Raw genomic sequence first — 17,108 nt, forward strand, 5'->3', positions numbered from 1 at the left:
GGATTAAAAACCCAGAGAAATCAATTCCGCATTTACGGATGATGCTGTAGTCTTCGAGCGACGAGAGAGCAGCAAACAGGCACGGGTATTCTTCAGATCGACTGCGTGAGGCAGGCTTTCTGCCCGCACCGTCCGAAGTAGAGTGGTTGAATTTCCCCTTTATGAAAATAGACAGGAAAACGACGCTTAAGGACGTGGCGCGGGAGGCGAATGTTTCGCTGAGCACGGCTTCGCACGCCATCAACGGCACCGCACCCTTGACCACGCAGGTTCGCGAGCGGGTGCTGGAGGCGGCACGCACGCTCGGTTATCTCGAAAACCGGCGACAGAAGGCGACGATCGCCACTTTGCGCGTCGTGCTTCTGGCCATGACCAATGATGCCGCACCGCAGAGCGATCTCAACATGGTCAGCTGGACGATGCTGAACGGCTTCAGGCGTGAATGCGAGCGGCGCGGCATTCGCATCGTTCCCTATGTCAGCACAACGAGCAGGCTCGACCCGGTTGCGGTTGCGGCGGCGGCGGATGCCGACAATGTCGACGGTATCGTGATCCTGAACGATGACAGGCCGCAACTGGTCGAGGCGCTGTCTGCGCTTGCGCGGCCGGTGGTGCTGATCAATGGCGAGGACCCGGCCATGATCGTCGATACGGTGACCGCCGAGAACCGTTTTGGTGCGCGGCTCGGTATCGAACATCTGCTCTCCCTCGGGCATCGCAATATTCTGCACATCACCTGGAAAGGGCGCACGACGATCCGCCGCCGTTACGATGGCTATAGCGACGCGTATCTCGCGGCAGGCCTCACTGTTCCCGCCGATATGGTCATCGAGGTGGAGAGCTACGAGCCGGAATGGGGTGAGGCCGCCATCCGCCGCCTGCTGACCGAACAGCGGCCGCTCAGAAACGCCACGGCGATCTTCTGCGCCGCCGATAATCTGGCGCTTGGCTGTCTGAAGGCCCTGACGGAGGCCGGAATCCGGGTGCCGGACGATGTTTCGGTCTTGGGGTTTGACGATATCATGCCGGCGGCCTTCAGTGCGCCGCCGCTCAGCACCATCCAGTTGCCCGCCGACAGGCTGGGCGGCGCGGCGCTTGCGCTGCTGGAACAGCGGCTTGTGGCGGCCGATCCCACGCGCCCGGCGCACCGGCTGGAACTCGGTTGTCGACTGGTGTTAAGGGGCAGCATAGCGTCGCCGCCGAAGTAGGGTGTTGGAGTGTCGTCATTTGTTGACCGCTGAACAAACTCCAGAGGATTAATTCTCCCGTCATTCCGGCCTGGAGCCGGAATCCAGCCAGCCCAAGTCTTTGGGCTGAAAAGAGTCCTTTCGCCGCGCAGACGCGCGACGGCTGGATCCCGGCTCAAGGCCGGAATGACGAGTGGAGGGGCTTTAACATTCCAATCGTGACGGCCTGCTGTCTCACCGCAACGCTCGTACTCTCCTTATTTCATCCCCGTGCCGGCAATGCCTGTCGTGATGTAACGCTGCAGGAACAGGAAAACGACGGTAACAGGCGCCAGGCTGAGGAAGGTCATGGCGAGGATATAGTGCCATTGCACCGAGAACTCGCCCTGGAAGGCGTTCAGCCCAACCTGCAGCGTGAAGTTCTCGCGGCTGCTGAGAACGATCAGCGGCCAGAGGAAGTCGTTCCAGCGCCAGAGCACCGAGAAGATGGCGAGAACCGCAAGCGCCGGCGCCGTCAGCGGCAGGATGATGCGCCAGAAGATGCGGAATTCGCTTGCCGCATCGACGCGGGCTGCCTCGATCAGCTCGTCCGGGATGGTCAGCATATATTGCCGCAGCAGGAACACGCCGGTCGGCGTCGCAACCGTCGGGATGATGACACCCCAGAGATTGTCGACGAGGCCGACGCCGACGATGACGAGATAGGCCGGCACCATGACGACGGTGAGCGGGATCATCAGGGTGGAGATGATCAGCACGAAGATCGCCTTCTCGCCGCGGAAGCGGTATTTGGAGAGGGCAAAGGCGGCCATGGCGTTGACGATCAGCGTCAGGACGGTTGCGACGAAGGTGACGAAGACCGAGTTCTTGAGGAAGGTCAGGAAGCTGAAGCGGGTCAGCGGATCGGTAAAGTTCTCCGTCGCGATAGTCAGTTTCTGGACAGGCGTTATTTCCCGCGTGTCGACGCTGACGGGTGGGCCGGGATTGGCGGGATCGACCATCTGGGCTTTCAGGCCGATGCGGCGGACCATGGCCATTTCCCGCTCCATGCCGTCGATGGGGGCTTTCCAGAGGCTGAGAGGTTTGTCGTAACCCTGCACGTCCACCTGCACGGCGGCGCGCGGCAGGAGGCTCGGCGGAAACCGGGTGATTTCGGCTTCCGGTTTCAGCGATGACATGGCGGCCCAGACGACCGGGATGAGGACGGCGAGCGTGCCGCCGATGAGCCAGACCCATGACAGGATATCGGTAAGGCCGATCCGGCCGGGGCGGCGGGTGCGCGTGAGAAAGGAGACGGCGTTGGACATGGTCAGGACTCCATCTTTTTGCCGAGGCGCAATTGCACGAGCGTCAGCGCGAGAAGCACAAGGCCCATCAGAACCGATGCGGCGGATGCAAGGCCGAAGAGCCTCAGATCGCTGCCGAAGGCCATCTGGTAGATATATTGCACCACGAATGTATTGGCCGTGCCCGGCCCGCCGCCATTGGTCAGAACCCATGCCTCGTCAAATATTTGCACCGAGCGGATCATAAGCAGGATGAGCACGACGAGCAGGTTGGGCCCAAGCAGCGGCAGGGTGATGCGCAGCAGGGTGCGCCGGGGCGATGCGGCATCGATGGCGGCGGCTTCATAGAGGTCCTTCGGGATGGCCTGAAGGCCGGCGAGCAGGATCAGCGTATAAAAGCCCATATGGAACCAGACCGAGACCACCACAACGAAGAAACGCGACCAGCCGACATCCAGCAGGAAGATTTCCGGCGGCACGCCGAGCATCTGGAAAAAGGCGTTGAGCAGGCCGTTGCGGTCGAGGAACCATTTCCAGATGAGGCCGATGACGACGGGCGACAGCAGGACCGGGTAAAAAAACATGGCGCGGAAGAAACCGCGCGCGGCAATCGCCCGGTTGAGGATGAGGGCGGTGATGAGCGCGACCAGCAGCGTGGCGATGACGTTGAAACCGACGAACCACAAAGTGTTCCAGATGGCCGTCCAGAACAGCGATTCCCGGCAGCTTCCGGGGTCCATGTAGCTCTGGCAATCCAGCAGCTTGCCGAAATTTTCCAGCCCGACGAAGGGGCGGTCGGTAATGAGGAGTTCGGTGCCGCCGGTAAAGGCGTAACCGACGGCAATGGCAATCGGCAGGAAGGTGAAGATGCCGAAGAGAACGAGGTTCGGCATCAGGAAAATATAGGGCATGCGCCTTTTGCCGATCAGCCGCTCGATGAAGTTGAGCGGCACTTCGACAATCGCCATCACGGCATCGAGCGCACGGTCGGACAGTCTCGCAAGCTTCGGATTGGCCATGCTAACCTCTCCCTTCGCTGTCGCGGCGCGGCAACGCCAGTTCGGTGGTGGGATCGAAGACATGCACCTTTTCCCGTGCGGGCATGATCTTCAGCACCGAGCCGGAAGCGGGGGCGAAATGGCCCGCCTGATGCACGATGATCTGTTCTTTCTCGCCTTGAAGATTGCCGTAGAGATAGGTCTCGGTGCCGAGGCTTTCGTGATACTGCACCTCGAAGGGCAAGCCGGCATTGTCGGAGATGGTGAAATGCGAGGGGCGAATGCCCGCGAGAACCGCCTGCCCGGAGCTGACGGCTGCCGGATCGACGAGGCAGGGCAGGGACACACCGTAGCCGGCGTCGATGGCGATGCTGCCGTCGCTGCCCTTGGTGATGGTGCCCTTGAGGATGTTCATGCGCGGCGAGCCGAGGAACCCGGCGACGAAGAGATTGCGCGGATTGTCGAAAAGCTCGAGAGGGCTGCCCACCTGCTCGATGCGCCCAGCGCGCAGCACCACGATCTTGTCGGCCATGGTCATGGCTTCCACCTGATCGTGGGTAACATAGATCATCGTCGTCTTGATATCGCGGTGCAGGCGGGTGATTTCGGCGCGCGTCTGCACGCGCAGCGCCGCGTCGAGGTTCGATAGCGGCTCATCGAACAGGAAAATATCCGGCTCGCGCACGATGGCGCGACCGATGGCGACGCGCTGGCGTTGACCGCCGGAAAGCTGTTTCGGCTTGCGGTCGAGATAGGGCTCGATGGCGAGCATGCGCGCCGCCTCGTTGATGCGGCTTTCGATTTCCGCCCGCTTGAAACGCAGGTTTTCCAGGCCGAAGGCAAGGTTCTTGCGCACGCTCATATGCGGATAAAGCGCGTAGGACTGGAAGACCATGGCGATCTTGCGCTCGGCCGGAGACAGCGCGCTGACATCGCGCCCGCCAATGCCGATGGTGCCGGAGGTGACATCCTCGAGACCGGCGATGATGCGCAGCAGCGTCGATTTTCCGCAGCCCGAAGGGCCGACGAAAACGACGAACTCGCCGTTCTCGATCTGGAGATCGATGTCATGCAGCACATGAACGGCGCCGAACGCCTTGTTGAGGTTTTCGAGTTTCAGACTTCCCATCACCTGCTCCCTTCGGGCAAGTTCGTCGTCGCGACGATCTCTTGGCTGTTCCAGCCCTCGGGCAAGGGCGTCGTTCTTTTAATAGCGACATCGCGCGCCGCAAATCCTTCCACGCCGGCAAGATAGACCGCAGGCATTCCGCCGGGATAATCCTCCATTCCGACGATCCTGCCCTCAGCATCCTGCGTCCAGGCATTGGCGCGGCCGGCGGCATGGGGGCTTGGCGCAATATCCGCATTTGTGGGGCGCAGATCGTATTGCAGGCCGGTGCCGAGCTTGCCCGGCTGCTGCGACAGCGTGATGCGCTCCAGCCGGACATTGTGAATGCCGGCCTTCGATGTGGCGACGAGGTTGATCGCGCCTTCCATCGAGCCGCTCAAGTCTTCCACAACCAGATTGTCGACGCTGCCGGCCTGACGCTCGGGGCGGCGGTCGACGACGGTGACGGTGACAGCCTCACCCGAACCCCAGAAGCCGCCCGGCGTTTCGTGGCATTCGGTCTCGATCCTTGAAAAGCGGATGTTGCGCATTGCGCCGCCATCGCGGGAGAACAGGCCGACGCCGCGATTGGACTGGACGATTTTGCAATCCTCGAACGCGACATCGGTGAAATCGCCGAAGGATTCCGTGCCGAGCTTCAGCGCGCAGCTCATGCTGGAAACGGTGCAGCGGCGAACGGTGATATCGGCGCAGGCGCCGACAGCTTTGCCATCCGGCCCGGCGCTGGTTTTCAGGCAGATGCCGTCATCGGCAGTCGAGATGAAGCAATCCTCGATCAGGGCGCGCCGGCAGGCATCGAGCACAATGCCGTCGGTATTCGGCAGGCGGCGGTCGTTTTCGATGCGAAGATTGCGGAAATGAAGGTCTTCGCAATCGACCATATGCAGCGTCCACATCGGCGAACCACTGACGGAAAGGTTTTCAAGGCGCACGTTGCGGCAGCTTTCCAGCACCATCACGCGTGGGCGTTTTTTTGCCGGGACATAGGTGCCCATGGCCTTGTCGTCGCCAACGATGAAGTTTTCACCGCCAGCCTCGATACGGCCGGGGCCGGTGACGGCGATGTCATGCGCGCCCCTGGCAATGATCATGCCGCGATCGGAATCTTCGGCAATCACCGAAACCCGGGTGAGGGCATAGGCGTCGTAATCGGAAACGGGGGCAAGCACCGCATCTTCGGCAAGGTGCAGTTCCACGCCGCTTTTGAGATTGAGGCCGGCGCTGACGTGACGCCCGGCCGAGAGAGACACGCGCCCGCCGCCTGCGGCTGAAACGGTGTCGATAGCCTGCTGGATGGCTGCCGTGGCATCGAGGCCACCTGCCGCGACTGTGATGTCCTGACTGATGTTCATGATGCTCACGATGCCTTTGGCCTTTTCAGAAAAACGTCGATCAGGAGCAGCATCGTCAGTGCCTGCCCGTAGGGCGTGGGCAGATTGGGAATGCGGCGGTAGAAGTCGAGATCGTGGCCCATCGGCGTGCCGTCGGAAACGCCGTGGACGACGCCTTCATCGTCGATATTGCCAAGCACAGCCTTCAGCGCGCGTTCCGCATGCGGGCGATTTTCTTCGCCGAGAATGCCGGCCTCGATGCCGCGCAGAATGCCATAGGCGATGCCGGCCGTCGCCGATGTCTCGACCGGCGAGGTCGGGTCATCGAGCAGCGTGTGGAACATACCGTCCTCGCGCTGATATTGCCTGAGCGACCGCACCTGGCTTGCCAGCACATTGGCGAGGAAACGCCTGTCCTTTTCGCCAAGCGTCGGCACCAGTTCGAAGAGTTCGGGAATGGCGACGGTGATCCAGGAATTACCGCGTGCCCAGAAGGCGTCAGCGAAATTATGGCGTCCGTTGAAGGTCCAGCCGTGATACCAGAGCCCGGTGACGGGGTCCGAGAGATAGCGCGTATGGATCATGAACTGGTAGACCGCCTCGTCGATCCAGTCCTGACGTTTGCAGACGACGCCGGCGCGGGCGAGGAACAGACATGCCATGAACAGCGTGTCGTCCCAGAGTTCGCCCTCATTCAGCCGCTCCTTGACGACATGCTGAAAGCCGCCATCTTCGGTTTTCGGCAGTTGATGCACCAGCCAGTCGGCCCAGTCTTCCACCAGCGCCCGGAAATCCGGCCGGTCGACATGTTCGGTGAGGATGACAAGCGGCAGCATCGGAGCGGAACTGTTGATCTGGCGCGGCGGCAGGCCTCGTTCGATCTGCCAGCCATACCATGTCACGAGGTCGTCAAGCGCCTTCCGGTCGTTGGCGGCAAGCGCCCGGCGCAGGAAACCGTAAAGGCCGACGCCCACTTCCCAGTCCCACTCATCGAACTGGATCTTGCCATCGGAACTGCCGCTGACCAGACCTTCCTGAATGCCCTTGAGGCGGCTGAAGGCGGCGGCGACATTGTCGATCGTCGTCCTGAGAGTGTCTTTTTCCATGCTTGGCTGGTTCATCTGTCAATTCCGCTTAGGAGTAGAATGGTTGTGCCGCGCCGCCCGATGCGGGGTCGGCACTGTCGAAGGTGATTTTTGGTTGCGGCTGGTCGTGGTCGAAGGCCATGGCCTGCCCGCCAATGGTGAATGCGCCGTCCCAGGTCAGGGTAAGCTCAGCTCCGCCTGGCGGCGTGACCGAGAGCAGCCGGCTTTCGGCATCGAAGCTGATCTGCGTGGCGAGGATTTTTTCCCGAAAACGGGCAAACTCCTCGACATTCCCGCAGCCGATGATGCCGACCCAGCCGGCGCGGCGGCCGGGCGATCTGATCTCGCGATTGGCGGTGGCGCCGGCAGCGATGGGCTGAAGCCCGTTCGTCGCATAAAGCGCGGCAAAGCCTCGGCCCGAGCGGGTGATGAGCCAGTTGCCCTCCACCAGCACCTCCTCCAGCCCGTCGCGGCCGAGATAGGCATGGGTCCAGTCGTTGCGGTGATCCTGCGTATCGAAGATCAACATCGCCAGATCGCGATGTTGCGCCACGCGCGGCAGGATGCCGCTTCCCGCCCAATAGGAGGGGCGCTGGGTGCCCCACGGATCGTCTTCGCCCGGATGATTGACCCAGAGCCGCGCCATCGGGTGGCCGGCAAGCTTGATGTCCATGACGTGCTGCTGATGGCCCTTGCGGCCGGTCTTGTGATCGACAACGGTGGAAAGCTGGGCGGCCTCGTTCTTGAAGAGCACGAGCTTGCCGGGCTCCAGACCCTGCGCATAACGCGCCTCGACCATGCGGCCTGCCTCCAGCTGTGAAAGGGCGGCGAGATGCGCCGGTGGCAGGTAATCGCCGCAGCAGAACATCGGCAGCGAGGCAACGCCATTGTTCAGCCAGCCCTGACCGAAGGCGACCTGCGCAAAGGGCGCCAGTTCCGTCAGCGGCCCGGCGCGCAGCTCCTTGTCATAAGCCCGCCCTTGCGAACCGGAGGGAACGCCGCCGAGCGTGTGCAACGCGATCATTTCGAAGATGAGATCGATCTGGTGGCGCGCGCGGGCGGCAAGCTCTGGTCCCGCCCAATGTTCGATGGCGAGAAGGCCGATGAAATCCACCGGATAGTAGGCAGCGGAGTTCCACTCGGCGAGGCCATGTGCCTCGACGCTGTCGAACCAGCGCTCCAGCCGGTCTGCCGCCAGCGCCGCCTGTTCTCTGCCGGTGCGGCCGGAGGCGGTGAAGACGGCATCCGGCAGATATTCGCCAGCCAATAACTGGCTGGTGTGGAAGCAGAGAACATGGTTCTCGCTCCAGAACCACATGACGTCATTGCCTGGTTCGTCCACCCAGTAGCGATAGCCGAGGATCGAGGCATCGATCCGCGCCCGCATCTCGGCCGGCAGGCGGTCGCCATAGGCGCGCACCAGCCACAGAAGTGGGATCATCACGAAATCGGAGCAGTCTTCCCGCCGATCGATGGAATGCAGCGTCGCATCGACGATCCCGACGATCGTCTCGATATCGTCGCTGCCGGTGGCGACCATCGCCAGCGCGCGGCCGATGCGCCAGGCACCGAAACGGGCGCTGAAGGACAGGGCGGCCTTTTTTCGCCCGTTGATATCACCATTGGATGCTTCCGGCGCTATGTCATGCATGAAAGCCGCGTCGATGACGCGGGTTACCGTTCCCGCTCCCGAACCCATGGTGATTTTGACACCGTGATATCCGTCCGAAATGCCTGTCGTTTCGGGGACCGTCAGCGAGGATTGCCCGGCCTTCAGCACGGTGTCGACTTCCGCAAGCGAAGCGCGCTCATGCCCATGGCTTTTGACGGCGATGTGCACCGGCAGGTCGTTTGCGGGTGCCGCCCCGAAGACCAGTTCGAGGGCCGTGCCGGAAAACACGTCCCGCGCCGGGCGAACATCGCGCACCAGCGCGGCGAGACGCTTCGTCTCTTCTCGGTCGAGCGGCACGGGCAGCACGACGGTCAGCGGCACGGCGTCGACGACCTCAAGCTCGAAGAACCAGATGATGTCGCGTTCCGCCAGATCCTCGCAGAGCAGCAGCACTTCGTTATCGCCGGCTGCGAGATCGAGCGTGATGTCACGGCTGCTTTCGACATTGCGGATGAAAGGTTCGAAACGGACCTGTTCGACGCCGCCTACCCAGATGCGGACGCCGCCGCAGGTGCGCAGTCGAAAATGCGCCTGTCTTGCAACCTCGCTGCGGAAGGTGCCCTTCAGCCAGCGCTGCACATGGGTGGGAACATGCCAGAAGCCCGTGAATTCGACACGGCGATTGGAGCCCGGCAGATTGAGGTGCGATACCGGCCAGCTGGTATCGGGTGCGATATCGCGGCCGATCATGGTCTGCTGGAAGGCCTTGCGGCAGGGCAGGTCGCCCACATCCACGAAACCGTTGATGAAGCGATAGTTCACACGGTCTTCGGCGGGGGCTGCGGTGCCGGGGAACGACGTCTCCACCAGATCGGAGACGATCCAGGCGGTCACCGTTTCGCCGTTTGCGACGGTATATGTCGGCTGCGACGCGTTCGCCGCAAATGGTCCATCCGTCATAATGGATCGCCTCCCGTCGATCTTTATGAAATTATTTTCACAAACCGGTTTTCGCTTTTCTGCGTCGATTTGTGCGATTTCTATAAAACAAACAGCTTGACGTTTATTCTGTCAAGCCGCAAAACATTATAAATCGAATTAAGCAGAGGAGCTTCCGTTCGATTTATGAAAATATTTTCATTGGGAGGATGAGCATGATGAAATTGTTTTCGGGCGTCAGCGCCCTTGTGGTAGCCTCTGTCGCCGGTCTTGCGACGGCCCAGGCCGAGACCCGCACGATTACTTTCCTTTTTACGGATGACGACCAGGGTTATGTGCAGCGCATGTCGGAACTCAGCAAGGAGTTCGAGACGGCCAATCCGGGTGTGAAGATCAATTTCGTGTCTTCGGGTTATGACGCGGTTTCCAAGCAGCTGCCGGTGCAGCTGGCGGTGGGCGAAGGTCCTGATATCGCCAAGATCACCGACTGGCAGCTTGCGCCCTATTATCTCGACATGCGCCCCTATATGAAGGATGCGGAAGCCTTCGCGAAGCTGCACGGTTCCAGCCTCAACCAGCTCCGCCTGCCGAATGTCAACGATCCGCAGTCGATCAACGGTTACATGGCGTCGCAGACGCTGAACCTGCCCTTCGTCAACAAGACGCTGTTCGAGCAGGCGGGCGAACCCTTGCCCGGCCCGACCGCGAAATTCAGCGAGATCGTTGAGGCTTCCGCCCGTGTCGCCAAGGCGACGGGAGTGCAGATTCCCTTCACCATGGACCGTTCCGGCCACCGCTTCTCCGGCGGCGCCTTCGCTTATGGCGCGACCTATGTGAAGGACGGCAAGTTCAGCTTCCCTGACGATGCGGCGAAAAAATACATCGCCGATATCTATTCATGGACGCAGAATGGCAGCTTCCCCAAGGAAATGTGGGGTGCGGCCGGCGGTTCGCAGTACAAGAACATGGGTGACGAGTTCGTCAACGGCAATGTCGTGACCTATCTGGCCGGCAACTGGATGGTCAATCCGTTCCAGAACAAGATCGGCGACAGTTTCGAATGGACGGCGATCAATGCGCCCTGCGGCGAGGCCGGATGCTACGCCATGCCCGGCGGCACCGCCATTGTCGGCTTCAAGCGCACCAAATATCCCGAAGATGTGGCTCACTTCATCGAATTCCTCGGCTCTGAAAAGGTGCAGCGGGAAATCGCCGAGAACTACGTCATCCTGACCGGCGCGGAGATCGTCGATCCGCAATACAAGCTGAAGAGCGAAGACGCCAAGGCGGCGATGAAGGTCTTCCTCGACAACAAGAAGAACGTGCCGCAGGCCGCCCGTGAGTTCGAACGCGCCAAGGGCGGCAGCGCCATGTATCAGCAGATCGTGCAGCGCATGAGCCAGCTCATCGTCGGCGAGTTGACGCTCGACCAGACCTACAAGGTTCTGGAGGATGACGTCGCCAAGATCAACGAGGCTGTCGCGGTCAAGAAATAACGGCCCGACCGTCCGCCTCCGGCGGAATGATGAAGTTCTCGAAGGATATGCCCGGAGTGGCGCTCCGGGCATATCGCGCCGTTTCTTTCCGAAGACGGCGCATTTTCGCTGGAGGAACTGCCGCAGGGAGCCGTTCCCGGCGGCCCATCGAAAAACTGAAATACGCTCCGTTTAAACCTGACGATGAGGCGCGCGGAACGCCGCGCCGCCTCTTTTCGTCACGCGTCACTCGCTGAAAATCATAGGATTCGTCATGGCCAGACTGAAGATGTCGTCTTTCTTTTCCGCACGCTCGAGCCTGCTCGCCTCCGTCGCATTGCTGGTTCTGGTTCCGGGCGCGCAGGCGTTCGATCGCACCGGGCCGGCAGGTGAGGGTTATGCCATAACGGTGCCGGAACCGGCGGCAACATATCCGCTGCCGCTTGCCGACAATTATCGCAACCAGACCGGCAAGAACGAGAAGGGCGAGGCGGTTCGCGCTTATGATGACCGGGACAACCCGATCATTGAAATCCTCACCGGTTTCAACCGCATCTGGACGCTTGGCGATGAAAAATGGGCGGATGGCGGCGCCAATGGCGATGGTCCGGCGGATTTCAGCCATGTGAAGATAGTCGATCCCACCGTCTGGCAGGAAAACATGCGTTACGTGCTGTCCGTGACGGGTGAAAACCGCACGCGCGCTGCCGCTTTCGAAGCCTATATGAATGATCGCCGTTCGCAGGGTTACAGCGTCATCGACGGCATGGGGCCGCTTGCCGCCTGGTATCGCGAAGGGGCGGGCGCGACGACGACGATCAATCATACGCTTACGGATTTCGACCCGAACGAGGTTATCACCCGCAAGGAAGACGACAAGGGCACCGAGGCGGGTGCAGCCGATAGCGAGTTGAAGGATTTCGTCGCCTTCATGAAGGTGATCCGCGGCCCGGAGGGCACGACGTCGCCGGCGAAGTATTTCTATTCCTCACCTCGGCCCTGGCGCATGAACGACAAAGGCGAAGTGATCGAGACCGGCAAGGAGACGATTGGCGACCGCAGCTTCGAAAGCCATGACAGCGATCCGGGCGTCATCGTGCCGGCGCTGAAATATGCGCGGGAAAATCGCGGGCGCGGCAAGGATGGCGGTTTTCCGAGCGGGCACACCAATGCCGCCTATCTGGCCGCCATCGCCTATGCCTATGCGGTGCCGGAGCGCTTTTCCGAATTGCTGACGGCTGCCTCCGAACTCGGCGAGAGCCGCATCGTCGCCGGCATGCATTCGCCGCTCGACGTGATCGGCGGCCGTATCACCGCAACCGCCATGGCCGCCGCCATGTTGCAGGACCCGAAAAATGCCGAGGTGAAGAAGGCCGCGCATGCGGCCTTGCAGGCCTATTTCGCAAAACGCCTGCCGCAGGGCCAGTCGCTCATCGATTTCGCCCATGGCGTAAAGCCGGATGTCGACCAATTTGCCGATGCGACGAAGAACGGGGCGGATTATCGCAGGCGCATGACCTATTCCTTCAGCCGCGACAGGGCCGCAGGCGATGCGCCGATGGTGGTGCCGAAGGGGGCGGAAGTCCTGCTGGAGACACGTTTGCCCTATCTCGATGCCGCCCAGCGCCGGGCCGTGCTGTTTTCCACCGGCATCGAGGCCGGTTATCCGCTGCTGGATGACAGCAATGGCTGGGGCCGCATCAATCTGGTCGCTGCCGCCGGCGGTTACGGCGCGTTTGACGGCGATGTCGAGGTGACGATGGACGCTGCCGCCGGCGGGTTCAATGCGGCGGACAGATGGACGAACGATATTGCCGGGGCAGGGCGTCTCGTCAAATCCGGCAGCGGAGCGCTGACGCTTGGCGGCCATAACAGTTATGGCGGCGGCACCATTCTCAGGGAGGGAACGCTGGTGGCGTCGTCCGCCGATGCGCTTGGAACCGGCGGCGTGCTGGTCAGCGGCGGCACGCTTTCGCTCGGCGGAGAGACGGATATTGTCATCGGCGGCGACTATGCGCAGTCGGGCGGCACGCTGGCGGTCGACCCGCAGAAGGCTGCGCTTCGGATCAAGGGCAATGCGGTGCTGGACGGCGCGACGCTGAAGCTCGCTTTCGATGGCGGCGCGCCGGCCGCCGGCACGCGGTTCGACGTGATCTCCGCCAACGGCTTGACCGGAACCTTTACCTCGATAGATGCGGGCAATGTGAAGCTGCGGCCGGTCTATACCGGTTCGGCGCTGTCTGTGGTGGTGGAATAGGGCGATGCAAGAGGCCTGCCGGGCGCGGTTGAAGCCGCCGCGCCCGGAGGTTCGGTTCAAGAGTCCTGCCGCCGCATCAGCAGGAAGATGACCGGTGCGGCGAGCACTGAAACGATGGCGGCAATGATGAAGGAGGCCTGATAGCCGAATTTTTCGGCGATCGCGCCTGCGCCCAGCCCGCCGATCATGCCGACAACGCCATCCATGCACTGGAACAGGGTGAAATCGACCCCGGCTTGGCGGGGGTCGGACCAGCCCATGAAGCAGGCGTAAAGCGCGACGAAGCCGATGGACATGATGCCCGACGAGCTAGCCACCGCAACCGCCATGACGACCCATTGCGAAATATCGCGATGAACGCTGAAATAGGCGAAAAGGCACAACAGCGCCGTCTGCACGAAGATGGCGATGAGCAGGATTCGTGACGCCCCGTAGAGGCGTACCAGCGTGCCGCCGAGCAGCGCGCCGGCGAAACCGACGATCATGCTGCCCACGCCATTCAGCGCGCCGATGGTGGCGAGATCGAAACCGTAATCGACCAGAAACGGGCCGAGCATTGCCAGACCCCATTTCTGCGCGGCGACATAAACGGCCGCGACCAGAAGGCCGGTGCGGACTTCCCGTCGCTTGAGCGCGTTTTTGATCGATGGCAGGTGGTCCCGTGTTTGCGTAACCGTTCTTGCCGCCGGGCCGAAGAGGAAGGGGAGCGCGAGCAGGATGACGAGCGCGGCCATGACCAGCGTGGCGCTCGTCCAGCCGGCGCGCTCCACCAGCACCAGAAACAGGCCGGCGCCGATGGCGGAGCCGAGATAGGAGCCGCCCACCTGTGCGGCATTGCCCCATCCATGATGCTCTTCCGCCAGCGTTTCGACCGCGTAGCCGTCGCAGGCGATGTCGACGGTCGCCGTCACCAGCGCTATTACCGACAGGATGGCGATTGCGACGGAAACCGGCGACGGGCCGGTGAAAGCAAGAACAGCGAGGCCGCAGGCGCAGGCGGCGATGCCCGTGCCGACGATCACCCGCGACCGGTTCCTGCCGACGGGCGGCAGCCGGTAACGCTCCACATGCGGCGACCAGAGGAATTTCAGCGCCCAGGGCAGAACGACGAGATAAAGCAGGCCGATCTGGTCCAGCGGCAGCCCGGCGGTTCTGAGCACCGCCGGCAGGCCGAGAAAGGTCAGCCCGCCAATCACGCTCTGGCCGACATAAAGCCCGCCGACCGCCACGAAGACGGCGGCCGGCGACGGCTTGGTTGTGGCAGGGTTCTGCTGCAGCATCAGAAGCGATACCGGATGCTGCCGACGACCTTGCGGCCTTCGTCATAATAGCAGAAGCCCGTGGTGCAGACCTGTTTCACCTCGTCGAGAAGGTTGGTGGCGTTGATCTGCAGTTTCACGCCTTCCAGCGAGGGCAGGGCCTTGCCGAGATCGTAGCGCAGCGATGCATCGACGAAGGTGCGGGCCTCATTGTCGAGAATGGGCGTGTGCTGGTTGTCGCCGAAGCTCGATCCGACATAACGCAGCCCCGCGCCGATGCCGAGGCCTTCGAGCGCGCCGCTCTGGAACTCGTAATCGGCCCACAGCGAGAAGGTGTGATAGGGCGAGGAATTGAGCTGCTTGCCCACCGTTTCCGACGTCAGTTTGGTGATTTCAACGTCGTTATAGGAATAGGAGCCGATGAGGCTCCAGCCATTGTCGAGCGAGGCCGTGGCTTCGAGTTCCACGCCGCGCGAGCGCAGGTCGAGCTGGCGCAGCAGGTTGATGCCGGACGAGGTCTCGTAGACCGTCGCATTGTCCTGATCGAGATTGAAGAAGGCGGCGCTCAGCAGGGCGTTATATTGCGGCAGGGCATATTTCACGCCGAGTTCATATTGCTTGCCGACAGTCGGCTGCGCCTGACCCGTTACCGTGCCGGTGGTGATGATGACGCCCGGATTGGCGACGAAGGAGGTGCCGTAGCTGGCATAGGGCATCACACCGCTGTCAAAGACATAACCGAGGCTGGCGCGGCCGGTCGTCTTGGTTTCATCGCCGTCATAGGTGGGAGCCGTTGCGCCTCCGACGGTCTGGGCCTGATATTCGGTGTCCAGCCAGTCGTGACGAATGCCGGCCGTCAGGCGCCAGCGGTCGATTTCGACCTGATCCTGCGCATAGATCCCGAGCGTGTTCATCCTCTGCTTCAGTATCAGCGACACATCAGGCACATAGGTGAAGGTGTCGGTGAAGGGGCTGGTGCCATTGCCCTGTTTCGAGGTGTAGGACATGTGGCTGACGTCGATACCGGTCAGCAGCGTATGTTTCGCCGGGCCTGTGTCGAATTCTGTCTTCAGGTAATTGTCGGCGGAGACGCCTTCATTGTCTTCGATGGTGATGCCGGGATAGTTGGCGAAGACCCATTGCTGGTCGGCCGAAAGGGCCGAATAACGCGCCTTGCTGTAGAAGGTGACGTTGTCGTTGATTTCATGCTCGAACTCATAGCCGATACGCCATTGTTTCTGCTCGAAATCATTAAAACGGGAATCGCCGCCATAAACCGGCGTCGCGCCGATCGACTTGCCGTCGCTGCCGTAATTGTTGATGTATCCCCAGGTGCCGCCGGTGGTGCTGTCCATATATTCGCCGAGCAGCGTCAGCTTGGTGCCGGCATCCGGCTGGAAGGTGAAGGCCGGCGCGATGAACAGCCGGTCGTCCTTGATGGCGCTGATTTCGTTGCGGCCGTCGCGGGCCACCCCGGTCAGGCGGTAAAGCATGGTCTTTTCGTCATCGACGGCGCCGGAAAGATCGAAAGCGCCCTGAACGCGGCCGAAGGAGCCATATTGCAGCTCCACCTCGCGCAGCGTCTCTTCGGTCGGGCGTTTCGAGATGATATCGACAATGCCGCCGGAACTGCTGGCACCATAGATGGAGGCGGCGGGACCGCGCAGGATGGAAACCGCTTCCACGCCATAGGGCTCAAGCCGGGCGCTGCCGTTCTGGCTGCTGACCTGCCGCAGGCCGTCGCGGAAGATGCCGGTGGTGCTGAGATCGGTGCCGCGCACCTTGAAGGCGTCGAAGCGCGGCTCCGCGCCATATTGGCCGATGCGCGCGCCGGGCGTGTAGTTCAGCGCTTCCGAGAGGTTCTGCGGCTTCAGGTCATCGAGCTGCTTGCGGCTGACGGTGGTGATCGACTGGGCGGTTTCGGCAACCGGCGTATCGGTCTTGGTGGCGGTGCGGCCGGATTTGCCGACATAGCCATTGCTCTCGATGATGCCCCTGGCGCCTTCAAGGCCGGTGCCCTGCACGGTGATCGGCGCAAGCAGGGTGCTGCCGGCGGCAGCCGAACCGCCGCTTTCGCCGGTCTGGCTGGCGGGATCGAAAATGCGGACGGTGTTGCCGCCAGCCAATGCGTAGTTCAGTCCCGATCCGGCCAGAAGCCCGCTGACGGCCGCCGATACGCTGAGCGTGCCCTTGACGCCGGCCGTGCTGCGGCCCCTGGTGATCGCGGAGGGGTAGACCATGCGCAGATTGGCCTGGCGGCCGAAGCTGAGAATGGCGTTTTCCAGCGGCCCTGCGGGAATGGAGACGGTGACGGTGGCGGGTGCGCCGCTTGCGACGGGCGTTGTCTGCGCGCTGGCGGTCGTGGCGCCCGGACCTGCGGCGACGATACCCCCGATGATCGCCGTCGTCGTCAGCCAGAACCAGCCGCGTGCCTGCTTGCCCAAATTCATGTCATTCCCTCTCACTCGTGATCTCATGCCCCCCGCTTAAACGGGTCCTGATTGCCTAGAGTGAAAAGGCGGGCCGACTCCTGACGTCGGATCTGCGAAA

General features: G+C 62.0%; 11 protein-coding genes. 3 read left to right on the plus strand and 8 right to left on the minus strand.

Annotated features, from left to right (window positions below):
- Positions 1–161: 161 nt before the first annotated feature.
- Complete coding sequence (locus ACQZ60_RS15995; protein ID WP_448735599.1) at positions 162–1,208, plus strand: LacI family DNA-binding transcriptional regulator; 1,047 nt, start codon at positions 162–164, stop codon at positions 1,206–1,208.
- 236 nt (positions 1,209–1,444) lie between these two features.
- Here ACQZ60_RS15995 and ACQZ60_RS16000 read toward each other — a convergent pair whose 3' ends face one another.
- The 6 genes from ACQZ60_RS16000 to ACQZ60_RS16025 are packed head-to-tail and all read right to left on the minus strand — an operon-like array spanning position 1,445 to position 9,588.
- A complete protein-coding gene (locus ACQZ60_RS16000) occupies positions 1,445–2,494 on the minus strand; it encodes a carbohydrate ABC transporter permease (protein WP_020808844.1) in 1,050 nt (349 codons plus the stop codon).
- 2 nt (positions 2,495–2,496) lie between these two features.
- Positions 2,497–3,492: a carbohydrate ABC transporter permease gene (locus tag ACQZ60_RS16005; protein WP_448735600.1), complete on the minus strand. Its 996-nt coding sequence runs from the start codon at positions 3,490–3,492 to the stop codon at positions 2,497–2,499.
- A gap of 1 nt (position 3,493) precedes the next feature.
- The gene (locus ACQZ60_RS16010; RefSeq protein WP_448735601.1) at positions 3,494–4,600 is read right to left on the minus strand and encodes an ABC transporter ATP-binding protein; all 1,107 of its coding nucleotides are present in this window, start codon (positions 4,598–4,600) and stop codon (positions 3,494–3,496) included.
- On the minus strand, positions 4,600–5,952 hold the full coding sequence (pglB, locus tag ACQZ60_RS16015; RefSeq protein WP_448735602.1) for a polygalacturonase PglB: 1,353 nt from the start codon (positions 5,950–5,952) through the stop codon (positions 4,600–4,602). The genes ACQZ60_RS16010 and pglB overlap by 1 nt, the downstream gene beginning before the upstream one ends.
- A gap of 5 nt (positions 5,953–5,957) precedes the next feature.
- Positions 5,958–7,052, minus strand: a complete 1,095-nt coding sequence (bglB, locus tag ACQZ60_RS16020) for a beta-galactosidase BglB (RefSeq protein WP_004433483.1) — start codon at positions 7,050–7,052, stop codon at positions 5,958–5,960.
- Between the two features lie 13 nt (positions 7,053–7,065).
- Entirely contained in the window at positions 7,066–9,588 is a 2,523-nt protein-coding gene (locus ACQZ60_RS16025; RefSeq protein ID WP_448735603.1) for a hypothetical protein, read from the minus strand.
- 194 nt (positions 9,589–9,782) lie between these two features.
- Between ACQZ60_RS16025 and ACQZ60_RS16030 the strand changes: the two genes are divergently transcribed.
- Positions 9,783–11,063, plus strand: a complete 1,281-nt coding sequence (locus ACQZ60_RS16030) for an ABC transporter substrate-binding protein (RefSeq protein ID WP_031233411.1) — start codon at positions 9,783–9,785, stop codon at positions 11,061–11,063.
- A gap of 253 nt (positions 11,064–11,316) precedes the next feature.
- Positions 11,317–13,299, plus strand: a complete 1,983-nt coding sequence (locus ACQZ60_RS16035; protein ID WP_338808824.1) for a phosphatase PAP2 family protein — start codon at positions 11,317–11,319, stop codon at positions 13,297–13,299.
- A gap of 56 nt (positions 13,300–13,355) precedes the next feature.
- Here the strand turns inward: ACQZ60_RS16035 and ACQZ60_RS16040 are convergent, their stop codons facing one another.
- Entirely contained in the window at positions 13,356–14,579 is a 1,224-nt protein-coding gene (locus ACQZ60_RS16040) for an MFS transporter (protein WP_174037753.1), read from the minus strand.
- A complete protein-coding gene (locus tag ACQZ60_RS16045) occupies positions 14,579–17,008 on the minus strand; it encodes a TonB-dependent siderophore receptor (RefSeq protein WP_448735604.1) in 2,430 nt (809 codons plus the stop codon). Before ACQZ60_RS16045 ends, ACQZ60_RS16040 begins: the two co-directional genes overlap by 1 nt.
- Between the last annotated feature and the right edge of the window lie 100 nt (positions 17,009–17,108).

This window comes from Agrobacterium sp. 22-223-1 (assembly GCF_053522385.1).